Genomic DNA, 13,529 nt, shown 5'->3' with positions numbered 1-13,529 from the left:
TTTTATATTATTCGACAACTTTTGATAATCTTTAAGTTAAAAAAATTCCGGTATCATACGATACCGGAATTTTTCTTAATTTTTTATTGAGCGTTTGTTACTGTAACAGTACCTGTTGTTGCATCGTAGTTAACTGTATATCCTAAAGCTTCTGCTAGATATCTAGCTGGGATATATGTTCTTCCTACTGGTTTGCCATTCTGGTCATTTACTGTTGCTTGAACATCCATTGTATCAGTAACAGTTACGCCGTTCTTTGTTATTGTAACTTGGTTTGTACCAAGTACAAACTTAACAACCGTTGTACCTTTTACAAATGTTACAACTGAATGTCCATCTGCACTGTATGCAAAATAGCTTTCTGCACCAAGTGCATCTGCAAGGAATCTAGCTGGTACTACTGTACGACCTGTTGATGTAATGTATGGAGCAGCATCAGCTGTCTTGTCAACACCATTTACTGTGTATGTTGTTGAACCTGGTGTAAATACTACTGTTGCTGGTGTAGCATTACCAACTGTTAATGTCAGATCATTTGTAACACCTGAATCACTAACAGTTATTGAAGCTGGGAATGCTGAGTACAATGTAGCAGTAACTTTACCATTTGAATCAGTTTTTACTGTATTAGTTACATTTGATGCTGTTGAACCAGTACCACCTAAGAATACAACAGGTGAATTAAATGTCAATGTTGTATCGCTTATTGGATTTTTGTGTACATCATATACTGAGAATGTAACGTTCTGATAGTCATCAGCATTTAATGCTGTCTTATCAGCCGTTATTGTGCCTAATTTTGCTTGTAAATCTGCAACTACAAATGTCTTTTCATATCCTAAATCCTTTAAAGTTTTATCGTCGGCACCGATTACTCCATCGCCATTGAAGTCAAACTTATCCTCATACTTATTACCAACATAATCTGTATATGCTGCTTCAACTTTTAGATAATCATCTTTAGGAATATTAACAGTAACAGTTATCTTTCCAGTTGTTTTATCATAAGTTCCACTTATAGCACCATTGCTTGAACCAGCAAGTTTCAATCCATCATCAGTTACAGCATACCATACACCAGTTTGAATATTATGATCTGTATCAATATAACCATTGTTATTAGTATCTTTATTGACTGTATCTGATGTCGAATTATCTGATTTTAACACTGTAAATCTTACATACTTTGCAAGATCTACTTTCAAATTGCTATTTACTGATTGTGTATTGCCATTCGGCAATTTATCATCAAGTGTAAAAGTTACTGTATCATTTATACCAGCTGCTAAAGCATTGTCAGTCGGTTTTACAAGTGTTGATTTAGCTGCTTGTGGTTTTAATTCAATTGAACCCGAAGCAAAATATGTTGCCGTTTGACCTGTATAATAATTATAGTATCTTGCAGGGCCATATACTCTTAATGTATATTTGTTTGATGCAGACATAGGTGGAAGAACTTCTGAATTATACCCTGTTGCATTTGAATTTGGTGTTAATGTAAATGTAGCAATTAAATTACCATTTTCAAACAATTCAGCATTAGCAGGTTGTGTATAATCAGCATTTGATGCTGTTATCGTAGCTGTTTCTGGATATGATTCCAATGGTGCACTATCCCCACTTGCAAAGCTTACAGATGGTGTTAAGCCATTGAAATATAACTGTGCTAATGAATAATCAACTTTTTTTCCATTAATTAATGTAGCACCTATTAATTGAACCTTACCATATTTAGCTACATAAAAGCTTGGTACAGTTGTGCTCCATCCACTTGTGGATACAACTGCCAAAGAACCTGTTGAATTAGGATCTAAACCAATTTTATAAGTATCAGTAGTATAAACAGCATTATAAACGGCATTTGATGTTGTAACTTGAGTTAAAGCCTGAGTACCACCTACATTGCTGAATACCAATGTATTCTCATCAGATGTTAATGTCATTGTATCAGCTAGAGATTTTAAAAATGTAGCATCCTTTACTATATTGCCTTGATTGTCTACAACTTTAATCTCCAATGTAGTTGTAGAACCTGGTGTTACTGTATCATTTACAAATTTTACTTGATAATCCCAACTTGGAGTTGTAGTTCCTTTGTTAAGACCCGTATTAGACGATGATGTTGAAGTATTTGCTCCACCTACATAGGTGAAAGCAAAGCCAGTAACCATTGATGCCATTACCATTACGAATGTGAGCAATACTGCTACTAACTTTCTGCCTTTTAACATTTACTATACCTCCTATTTATATAAGTGTGTTTTTGAAAAAACTTAAACATATTCTTGGCCTGCCTGCCTTATCTTGCAGAACATCACTCCCCTTCCCGGTTCCTATTATGTAAGGATAACCTTTTATTCGCTATATTGTGCCTATCCTGTAGTCAACTTACAGGTGACTACGGAAAAAGCCTCTTTATCCAAAAGGCTTCTCCTGTAGTCACCTATTATCATCATGCTAAAGCTGATTATAATAAGTTACCTAGGAGGTTATGATCTACTCCTGGTTAACATTTGTGTTTTTTGTTAGTAGCAGTAGACCAATATAGACTCATCTACCTGATAAGCCGTTTGTCAAGGTTCAACTTGTAAAGCTATCTTCCTGATATAACCACAAGTTTATTATAACAGGTCATTCTCTATAGGTCAATAAGTGTTACCAATTTGTAATAAAACTGTAATATTCGCTTAACATTAGCTTCGTTACTACATTTATCCATTCATAATTTTACATTAGTGTAGATGATTTTCTATTGCACCTTCAAAAAAAGAGCTCTATACATTATGACAGCTAAATTCTCCCTTGTTATAACATCATCAGGTTTATAAGGCATATCATTTGTAAGACCAAGCTCATCTGCTTTTTGCAAGACACCATCAGGCCATTTTAAATTCTTATAATTAAGAGCATTCAATATAAAGCCTAAAGCTTGTAAATAAGTGACTTTTCCTTCAGGGTTAAACAGATTATTAGCTACTCCATGTGTAAATCCAAGCTTTGCAGCTAAATTTATGTCTCCCAATGCCCAATAATTTTTTGGTACATCTTTGAAAGTTGATGGGGTTGTCTTTAACTTTTGGGCAGCGCTGCTGTATCCCGTAAGTCTATTTATGAATACCGTCATCATGGCTCTTGTGACTGGTTGACCAACTCCAAATAGACCATTGCCGACGCCTTGTGTTATATTGAGATCTGCCAGATAATTGACAGCTTCTGCATACGGTGCATCTTGCTTGACGTCTGAAAAAGAGGCAGCGTATAAAGCATCTGCAAAGCAAATATTTATTAATATAGAAGCGATAATCATTGATAAAAGAAAATTTTTTAAAAACTTCACATTTTTCATCCTCCTTAACTACCTAGTTCAACACGAGGGATGACTTCTACCTCAAACATCCTGTCCCACGGATACGCAACATTAGCTTCAACTTTTTTTATTTTCTTTCCCAATATCATTTTGCCTTTGTATTTCATTGACAGCATGTCTAATATTGGCTTCATTTTAGTTGACAATTCATTATTTGATGATTCTACATTTATATAGTCTTTATTTATGCTATTTGCTTCAGCCCACTTATACATCTCATTTCTAACTACTGCCTGATACCCATAGTCATCAGCCATGCGTATGAAGGAAAAAGACACAAAGCTTTTTACAGCTTCATCTCTTTTGTCGTAAGGTACAAGCTTCTTATCAAGTATCTCTTTAATAGGCATCTCAGATATAACTGTGCCTAAGGCATTGCTGGGAGTATTCCACCCTGCATACATTATATCAATCGGATCATCTTTAAGCACAGCATCAACAACATTTGAATCCGCCATATTTGTATACGCCACATCAGCTATCCCGAAATTTTGTCCTATATTTTTATATTTATCTATGTCGCTTTTTATTCCTAAATTTTTATTTGTATGTATGTATAGTATTAATTCGCCATTGCTATCCGTTTTTCCTCCTATAAAATTAATTTTTTCCTCAACAATTTTTTTAAGGTCTGCACCTTCATATGGCAGTATGATATTTTCAGGATTTTTTACATCGTATATGACTCGAAAAGAAGGCTTCTGCTTGCAGTACTCGTTTGCAAGCCTTGATATTATCTCCATCCCAATTTCGTCTGCACCATGAAGTATAAACACTTTATCCATTGCGCCACGACTTTTTAGATATTGGCTCAACCTTCGTGATGTCATGTTTGTCATGCTGTACTGGGATGTATCATCATTGCCAATGACTAATGTGTTTATGTACCCATCTTTTGTCCAATCTATAAGCTTTTGGTTTATATCAGTATTCAGCCTAAAAAGAGTGTCATAATTATCTACAAGACTTTTAGGTATGCTTTTTTCTATCTGCTCTAGCTTGATCTCATCGCTTTTCCTGTGGTACAGGTCAATCATATCTTGTAACTCTGAAAACTCCACAATCTGCTGGCTGTATTTTAGATATTCTGGATCACTGAATTGTGTGGGTTTAAGCCTTGGCACTACGGAAAACACGATTAGATTTTTCTTCTTATTTTTTTTAATAAATTCATATAGATCTCTAAGCTTTTTTTGGTAGTCTGCGTAATATTTGGTATCTCTTGATGCTATAAGTCCGCCATTTATGTACTGCTGCACCGATATGACTATCGCATAGACATTATCTTTAGAGGCTTCCTCATTAAGCCATTTTTTAAGTGCCTCATGATTACCTGGCTTCGTATAATCATCAAGCACATTTTTAGGCGGCAAAATCAAGTTTTTGCCCCACATTTTTGTGAGTATTGAAACATTTTGTGTATTTACAGGTCTACTGTCCAATGGAACAAATATTATATTATCATCCAAAGCAAAACTCTTTCTAATATAGTTACAACCAGATGACAAAAGCAAAGTGCTAAAGATGAGAAAAATTGCAATTATCTTTTTCAACACGCAAATCCCTACCTATTTTTACCTAACATTATAATGTCACAAAAAATAAATTTCAACAACTTTTATTTAACATCCAATATCATAGCATCATTTGCCTATGACAACAGTCGCAAATTTGTGCTTTTTAAGAAACTTCGCAAAGAAATACGATATTGCATAGATCATAATAAATATAAACAATATATAAATATCGTATAGATATTGATTGCCTGTATTTAAAAAGTGGTTTAGCACATCTAAAAAGAGCGGATGGGACAGATATATACCAAACGAAAGCTTACCTGTGCTTGCCAATAAACCGCTTAAAGCATGGTAATTCAATATTTTCGTTGACAGCGCAAAAAAGAATAATGATGCTAAAAGCGTAAATGCATAATAATAAATATTGTACAGATTAGAATCTATCTGTTTATTTGCAAATGCCTTAAGTGATATATCAACAAAAAGATAGCCAAATACAATTACGGCAAAAAACAAATTAAGCAATTTTTTATCGTAATATTTTCCCCACTCACGCATATTTTCACCAATATACATACCTGCAATTATGAATGATATATATGTTATAAAAAGAAGGCTAGAATTTTGGTAATATCTACTTATGACATATTTAAACAAAAATATATCTGCTATCTGAAATATTACAATAGACATTAAAATTGTGTATCTGTTTTTGTTTATAAGCTTGTATATATAAAGCAGTACAGGAAACAAAACGTACAGTTGTACTATTATGACTATAAAATACAGATGGTAGAACATACCTCCAAAGAAGAGATTTTCTACTGTCAATATAGATTTCAAAGGCTCATTATATATTACATACAAGTAAATGCCATATATCATTGTCCAAACAATATATGGCAATAATACGTTTTTAAACCGTTTCTTGTAAAATAATTTCCAATTATCCCCATCGCTATAATTGTACATAAGAAGCATAGATGACGCAAATATAAATGCTGGGACAGCAAACTGTGAAAACCTATTTAGCACAGCAAATACGATATAAGATAAAGATGATTTGTCGAGATCAGATACAGCAATGCCTGTCGTATGTATGATAAGTACCGCTATAATGGATATACCTTTCAATACATCAATCTCGTCTATCCGTGATTTTGTCATTAATCTCTCTCCTTGATTTTTATCTCATTCAGTCCTTTCAAATAATCGTCGTAAAAAAATTTCATTGTTATTCCATAATCGCCGTAAAACTTAAAAACATTTTCTTTAAAATCAGCTAATTTTAAATAATCTCTGCAATACAATAGATCTCCTGTATAGATTACTTTATGTTTAAACTCAAGGGATGCTTTGTTGAGGTTTATTAAATCTATATCATCTGTGCCTAATATTTCCGAAAATTTTACTTCTAATGAAAGCTCATCATTAAGGCTTGGCATACGTTCATATAAAACGGCAAAATCAATGTCACTATTTTCATTTTGATATTCCGTACCATACGATCCAAAGATATACAAAGCTAATATATTATGATTTTCTTTTACATAATCTACAAGTAAATCAATCTGTTTTTTTATATTTGTTAAATTTCTCATAACTATCACCGTTTACTAATTTTCATTGTCATTATATCACAAAAAAGGTGCAAATCAAAAAAAGGACCCGAAAGCGGATCCTTTTATTTCATCGATAATGCTGCGGCTATAAAATCCCTGAATAATGGGTGCGGTCTTAATGGCCTCGATTTAAACTCTGGATGGAATTGTGATGCCACAAAGTATGGATGGTCTTTTACTTCTATTATTTCTACAAGTCTATCATCTGGCGACAAACCTGACAGTATAAGCCCTTTTGATGTTAGAAGCTCCCTATATTCGTTGTTAAACTCGTACCTATGTCTGTGGCGTTCATATACAAGCTCGTCTTTGTACGCTTCATAAGCCTTTGTGCCTTCCTTTAACTTGCAAGGGTATACGCCAAGCCTCATTGTGCCACCCTTCTCGTCTATATCCTTCTGCTCAGGCATAAGGTCTATGACAGGGTATGGCGTAGCGCCGTTAAACTCTGTAGAGTGGGCGTTTTTAAGTCCTGCTACATTTCTGGCAAATTCTATTACTGCACACTGCATTCCTAAGCAAAGCCCTAAGTACGGTATCTTGTTTTCCCTGGCATACTGGGCAGCCCTTATTTTTCCTTCTACACCTCTATCGCCAAATCCGCCGGGCACAAGGATGCCTTTTGCACCTCTTAAAAGCTCATCAACCGTATCGTCATTTACATTTTCAGAGTTTACCCACCTTATCTTGACATTGGCGTCGTTGTATATACCGGCATGTCTCAATGATTCTACAACGCTTATATACGCGTCGTGCAGCTCAACGTATTTACCGACTAAAGCTATCTCTACTTCTCTTTTTAGATTTTTCTCTTTTTCAACAAATGCTCTCCATTCTTTAAGATCAGGCTCACCTGCTGGCAGATTAAGCCTATTTATGACGTATTCATCTACTTTTTGCCTGTCAAGCTCCAATGGGACTTCATAGATGGAGTCTACATCGATATTTTCGATGACGGCATCTGGTTTTACATTGCAAAACATGCCTATTTTTTCTTTTATATCTTCTGTCAGAGGAAATTCTGTCCTGCAGACGATCATGTCAGGCTGTATGCCAATAGATCTCAATTCTTTTACGCTGTGCTGCGTCGGCTTTGTCTTAAGCTCACCGGTCTTGCCGAGATGTGGCACAAGAGTCACGTGTATAAACATGACATTGTCTTTACCTTCTTCAACGCTTATTTGTCTTATTGCTTCCAAAAACGGCAGGCTTTCTATGTCTCCTACAGTGCCTCCTATCTCCACAATGACGCAATCCACATTCTGTTCTTTTCCTACTCGCCTTATCCTGTCTTTTATCTCATTTGTAATGTGTGGTATTACCTGAACTGTAGCTCCTAAATAATCGCCTTTCCTCTCCTTTGATATTACTGACCAGTACACCTTTCCTGTCGTTATATTGCTGCTTTTTGTAAGGTTTATGTCTATAAATCTTTCATAATGGCCAAGATCTAAGTCCGTCTCTGCACCGTCTTCTGTAACAAATACTTCGCCGTGCTGGTATGGACTCATTGTCCCCGGATCTATGTTTATATACGGATCGCATTTTATCACCGCCACACTAATTCCGCGGCTTTTTAACAGTCTTCCTAATGACGCTGCTGTTATTCCTTTCCCTAAGGATGACACAACACCGCCCGTTACAAATATATACTTCGACATCGTCTCACCTCATCTTTTATTTTATCTTATATCGAACACAAAATGCGTTTAATTAAGTGAAAGGCATTAAAAAAATCTCTATTTCTTAAAAATAGAGACTCTTATCCCTTTAATTTTTTGATGGCTTTTTAAATTTTCTTCGATAATGACTCATTCAAAACACCCCAAAAAAATAAATACTTTTTTATTATATATGAGATTTTTTTGAATGTAAAGGGGGGGGAGTAAATTAATCATTGCTTTCCCTAACCTCATGTATTAACTCATCTATATTCTCTTCATTATATCCAAGTTCGTTTAATTTTCTCTTAGTATTGTCTAATATCTTTAGCACCTTATCTAATTTTTGTTCTCTCCTATTTATTAAAGACTTAACAAAATCATAAACCTCCACTTTCTCGTTATCTGGCATACACTTTAGCATCTCATATGTTAAATCTTCAATTTTTTTGCTTTGCATCTGCTTCACCTCAATTAGATAAAATTTTATTACATCATTTATATTATATCATGTTTGAAAAATAAAATAATATGGTATAATATATATAGACAAATTTAAAACCTGTGGACACTTTGCAAAGAAAAAGGTGAGGACGGTACCCTCACCTTTTTCTCGACTATGTACATATCACTTCGTGTACCACTTAATTATTATCTCTAATAACTTAAGCAGTATTTCTGTGACCTTGTACCAGTCTATTTGGCGGTTTTCTCTCCGCCTTTTGCTGCCTGTGGACACTTTGTCACCTCCTTTCTTGGAGGCTAATACTATTATATCATACGTTTTTACCTGTTATTGCAATGTTTTTACTAAAAAATGTTTGAAAAATAAAATAATGTGGTATAATATATATAGACAAATTTGCCACCTGTGGTCACAATGCAAAGAAAAAGGTGAGGACGCTACCCTCACCTTTTTCTCGACTATGTACATATCACTTTGTGTACCACTTAATTATTATCTCTAATAATTTAAGCAGTATTTCCATGACTTTGTACCAGTCTATTTGGCGGCTTCTTTTCCGCCTTCTTTTGCCACCAATGGTCACAATGTTCACCTCCTTTCTTGGAGGCTAATACTATTATATCATACGTTTTCTTCAGTTATTGCAATGTTTTTACTGAAAAATGTTTGAAAAATAAAATAATATGGTATAATATATGTAGACAAATTTAAAACCAGTGGTCATTGTTTATAGAAAAAGGTGAGGCTGCTGCCCTCACCTTTTTCTCGACTATGTACATATCACTTCGTGTACCACTTAATTATTATCTCTAATAACTTAAGCAGTATTTCCGTGATTTTGTACCAGTCTATTTGGCGGTTTTCTCTCCGCCTTTTGCCGCCAGTGGTCATTGTTTCACCTCCCTTCTTGGAGGCTATCTTTATTATATCATACGTTTTCTTCAGTTATTGCAATGTTTTTGTTTTGATATTATAATTAGTTTATCAATGTAAAGGGGGAAAATATATGCCATCAGATTATCACGTACACATAGAAAGAGGACCGTACACGATTGATTGGCTTAAAAAATTCGTAGATAATGCGCAAAAAAAAGGCCTTACAGAGATAGGTATATCAGAGCATGGATACAGATTTGATAAAGGATACGACGCATTTGGAAGCGACGGTTTTAGAGGTAAATGGGTCAAAGACTACAGTGGGCAAGACATCGATGAATATGTATCGCTTATAAATGAGGCAAAGGCCATGGGGCTTCCTGTAAAATTAGGTATAGAAGCAGACTATATACCAGGTAAAGAAAAAGAGCTTATGGATTTCTTAAAGCCTTATCCTTGGGATTATGTGATAGGCTCTATACACTGGATAGGTGACTGGGGTATAGATCTTGATGAATGTCTTGATATTTGGGAGTCATGTGATGTGGATTCTGTGTATTTAGAGTATTTTAATATGATTGAAAAGATGGCTGAAACAGGTATTTTTGACTTCATAGGCCATATCGATTTGGTTAAAATATTTAAGTACAGACCAACAATGATGGTTTATGATAAAATAGAAGAAAATATTAAGAATATAGCAAAGACGGGAATTGCTGTAGAAGTTTCAACAGCAGGTTGGAGGAAACCTGTAGGAGAGATATATCCATCTAAAGAGATAATGTCTATGATTAAAAAATACGATATACCTATAGTTGTAAACTCTGATGCACATACACCAGAAGATGTTGCAAGAGATTTTGACAAAGCATATGAATACGTGAAATCTTTTGGGATTGACACACTTAATTATTTTGACAAGAGAAAGAGAATACCGTATAAGATATAAAAACATAAGCTAAAAGGATAAGCGCAAGCTTATCCTTTTGCCGTATTTAAACCCCTATCCCCATTTAAAAATTAAAAAACCGCAGTATAAAGATACTACGGCCGGTTGCACCACTATCTCCGCATAACCCAGGTGCCCAAATACAGGTTATACATCATAGAATCCTATTTTATCTATTTTATTTTATATTATATTCGACATAAAACATAATTTTCCTGCATTGGTGAAAAAATTTTTATATCAAATTTTTTACTGCCTTTGCCCTCAATATGCTGTTTAGTTTGTTTAATGACTCTACAGCCTCATTAGGGATTTCTCTATCTGTGTTTACAATCATGAGAGCCGTCCCGTCATTTTTATTAGGGCTTACATGCATAGATGATATGTTTATGCCGAAATCACCCAGCACATTTCCGATGTGTCCTATTACACCAGGTATATCTTTGTTTCTAACAAACAACATGTACTCAGTCGGTTCAAAGTTAACTCTATGGCCTAAATATTCTACAATCCTTATCTCATCTCCATAAGTCGTCCCTGAAAACTTATAAGACTCTCCTTTTGTGTCAATTACATTTATTGTGACAAGGCTTGAATAATGATCTATCTCCTCTATTTTGCCTTCTATTACTTCTATGCCCATTTCCTTTGCTCTAAGCCTTGCATTCACTATGCTTATGCCTTCTTTCAATGCCGGTCTTAAAAGCCCTTTCAAGGCATGAAGTGTCACAACCTCGGTGTTTAGATTTGATATTTCACCTCTATATATTATCTCTACGGTCTTTGCAGGTACATCGTTTATCTGGTAATAAAGTGAGCCCATTGCTTCACACAGCTTCATATATGGCTTTAATTCTCCAAATTCATCAGCTTTTATATCTGGTAGGTTTACTATGTTTCCATACAGTTTGCCGTTTAAAGCAGTTATCACTTCTTTTGCAACAGAAATGCCGACATTATTTTGGGCTTCAATAGTTGAAGCACCTAAATGCGGAGTCACAACTACATTTGGAAGCTCTAAAAGCTTATTGTGGAAGTCCTGTTTTTCCCTGTCGTATGATGGCTCTACTTTAAATACGTCTAGTGCTGCTGCAGCAACAATCCCTTCTTTGACTGCATTGTAAAGAGCTTCCTCATTTATAAGACCGCCTCTTGCACAATTTACTATCCTGACGCCTTTTTTGACCTTTTTAAATTCTTCATAGCTGATTATGTCTATTGTCTCTTCTGTCTTAGGCGTATGAATCGTGATAAAGTCAGATTCACTTAAGAGTTCATCAAATGAAACTTTTTTTGCACCGAACTTTTCGAAGCGGCTATCTGGAATGTATGGATCGTAAGCAATGACTTTCATGCCAAATGCTGCAAGCCTTGTTGCAACTAATGACCCTATCCTACCAAGTCCGATTATGCCTACTGTCTTTCCATTTAGCTCGACACCTTTAAACTTGTTTCTCCTGAAATCGCCATTTAAAGCGCCATTGTAAGCCTGTGGTATATTTCTCGCTATAGATAGCATAAGCCCAATCGTATGTTCCGCGGCTGATATGATATTTCCTTCAGGTGTATTTACAACTATTATGCCCTTTTCTGTAGCAGCTAAAAGATCTATATTATCGACGCCATTGCCAGCTCTTCCTATGACTTTTAAATTCTTTCCCTTTGAGATAAGTTCTTTGTCAACTTTTGTTACACTTCTTACGACGATTGCATCATAGTCTCCTATGATTTCTAAAAGCTCCTCTCGCGGCAAATCCAATTTGAAATCAACATCAGCGTGATTTTTAAGGTACTCTATGCCGCTTTCGGCAATTCTCTCCGTCACCAATATCCTCACAATAAATCCCCCTCAAAAAATTATTTAAAACTATGATAAATCTGATAGTGCACCTTTTAGTGCATCAAATGTCAAATTAAGCATTTCATCTGTGACATATCCCATATGCCCGATTCTTATTATCTTGCCCTTCAAGTGAGCTTGGCCTCCTGTTATAAGTATTCCACGTTCTGACATGTAGTTTATTATATCTCCTGCTTTATATCCTTCAGGCACTTTTACTGCAGTCAAAAGATCTGACGATATTGATTCATCAGGGAAGAGTTTAAGTCCCATCTCTTTGATGGTTTTTCTTACCCTTTCACCGATTAAGTGCTGATTATTGTATACTGTGTCCATACCCATATTAAGAAGCATGTCTGTAGCCTTCTTTACGGCCATAATTGTGGAAACTGCAGGTGTATACGGATTGTCCGGCTTTTCCTTTTGCACACCTTTCCTCGCTTTTTTAAGGTCAAAATAGTACTTAGGAAGATTAGATTCCTCTGCCATCTGCCATGCCCTTTCGCTTAAAGCTACAAAGCTTAAGCCCGGTGGTGACATAAGGCATTTTTGAGAGCATGTTACAACCGCATCAAGTCCCCATTCATCCATCTCTAGAGGTATACCACCCAAAGAGCTTACGGCATCCACAATGACTGGCGTATTATACCTCTTTGCTACATCTGCCACCGCTTTTATGTCGTTTGTGACGCCTGTTGATGTCTCATTTTGTGTCACAATCAATGCTTTGTATTGATTTTTCTTCAATACATCTTCTAATTTGTTCAGATCGACTGCATTGCCCCATCCAAAATCGATCATATCTGAATCAAGTCCATACGCCTTTGTAATATCATAGAACCTTTCTCCAAAATGTCCGATGCTTGCAATCAGTACTTTATCTCCTCTTTTAAAGAGATTTGCAACAACGGCTTCCATGCCGCCTGTACCTGATGAAGTTAGCGTCATGACTTCCATATTTGTTTTAAATATCTTTTTAAGATTTGAATTAAGACATGAAAAAAGTTCATAAAATTCCGGCGTCCTATGGTGATACGGCTGCAGATGACACTCATCCAAAACTTCCTTCGGCACCATAGTAGGCCCCGGAGTCATAAGAATTTTGTCACTCATCATCTTCACACCTTTTTAAATATTTATTTAATATGATAAACTATTAAAGAAAAAAATGCAATAGGAAAAAACATATGTCTACTATAAATAGACATTATGGTTAATATAAGAATTTTCT

10 protein-coding genes and 1 riboswitch are annotated in these 13,529 nt (G+C 35.3%); of the genes, 1 reads left to right on the top strand and 9 read right to left on the bottom strand.

Annotated features, from left to right (window positions below):
• Window positions 1-83: 83 nt before the first annotated feature.
• The 7 genes from Q2T46_RS09430 to Q2T46_RS09400 form a co-directional block, all read right to left on the bottom strand.
• Window positions 84-2,231 (bottom strand): stalk domain-containing protein, encoded by a 2,148-nt coding sequence (locus tag Q2T46_RS09430; protein WP_303265688.1) that lies wholly within the window; start codon window positions 2,229-2,231, stop codon window positions 84-86.
• Window positions 2,232-2,749: 518 nt separating this feature from the next.
• Complete coding sequence (locus Q2T46_RS09425) at window positions 2,750-3,337, bottom strand: S-layer homology domain-containing protein (protein ID WP_303265689.1); 588 nt, start codon at window positions 3,335-3,337, stop codon at window positions 2,750-2,752.
• Window positions 3,338-3,351: 14 nt separating this feature from the next.
• Window positions 3,352-4,923, bottom strand: coding sequence for a DUF4127 family protein (locus tag Q2T46_RS09420; protein WP_303265690.1), 1,572 nt, complete (start codon window positions 4,921-4,923; stop codon window positions 3,352-3,354).
• Window positions 4,924-5,010: 87 nt separating this feature from the next.
• Window positions 5,011-6,051: an acyltransferase gene (locus Q2T46_RS09415; RefSeq protein ID WP_013298994.1), complete on the bottom strand. Its 1,041-nt coding sequence runs from the start codon at window positions 6,049-6,051 to the stop codon at window positions 5,011-5,013.
• Window positions 6,051-6,485, bottom strand: coding sequence for a type VII toxin-antitoxin system MntA family adenylyltransferase antitoxin (locus Q2T46_RS09410; protein WP_303265691.1), 435 nt, complete (start codon window positions 6,483-6,485; stop codon window positions 6,051-6,053). Before Q2T46_RS09410 ends, Q2T46_RS09415 begins: the two co-directional genes overlap by 1 nt.
• A gap of 83 nt (window positions 6,486-6,568) precedes the next feature.
• A complete protein-coding gene (locus tag Q2T46_RS09405) occupies window positions 6,569-8,167 on the bottom strand; it encodes a CTP synthase (protein ID WP_303265692.1) in 1,599 nt (532 codons plus the stop codon).
• Between the two features lie 229 nt (window positions 8,168-8,396).
• Entirely contained in the window at window positions 8,397-8,627 is a 231-nt protein-coding gene (locus Q2T46_RS09400; protein ID WP_303265693.1) for a hypothetical protein, read from the bottom strand.
• 1,012 nt (window positions 8,628-9,639) lie between these two features.
• Here Q2T46_RS09400 and Q2T46_RS09395 point away from each other — a divergent pair.
• The gene (locus tag Q2T46_RS09395; protein ID WP_303265694.1) at window positions 9,640-10,458 is read left to right on the top strand and encodes a histidinol-phosphatase; all 819 of its coding nucleotides are present in this window, start codon (window positions 9,640-9,642) and stop codon (window positions 10,456-10,458) included.
• Window positions 10,459-10,549: 91 nt separating this feature from the next.
• Window positions 10,550-10,632, bottom strand: a riboswitch (cyclic di-GMP riboswitch).
• Window positions 10,633-10,693: 61 nt separating this feature from the next.
• On the opposite strand, the gene serA is transcribed toward Q2T46_RS09395, so the two are convergent.
• Both serA and Q2T46_RS09385 read right to left on the bottom strand, forming a co-directional pair.
• A complete protein-coding gene (gene serA / locus Q2T46_RS09390; protein ID WP_303265695.1) occupies window positions 10,694-12,295 on the bottom strand; it encodes a phosphoglycerate dehydrogenase in 1,602 nt (533 codons plus the stop codon).
• Window positions 12,296-12,325: 30 nt separating this feature from the next.
• The gene (locus Q2T46_RS09385) at window positions 12,326-13,411 is read right to left on the bottom strand and encodes an alanine--glyoxylate aminotransferase family protein (RefSeq protein ID WP_303265780.1); all 1,086 of its coding nucleotides are present in this window, start codon (window positions 13,409-13,411) and stop codon (window positions 12,326-12,328) included.
• Window positions 13,412-13,529 lie beyond the last annotated feature (118 nt).

The organism is Thermoanaerobacterium sp. CMT5567-10, from assembly GCF_030534315.2.
In the GTDB taxonomy this organism is placed as follows: domain Bacteria; phylum Bacillota; class Thermoanaerobacteria; order Thermoanaerobacterales; family Thermoanaerobacteraceae; genus Thermoanaerobacterium.
This window is presented reverse-complemented; position numbering and strand designations above follow the sequence as displayed.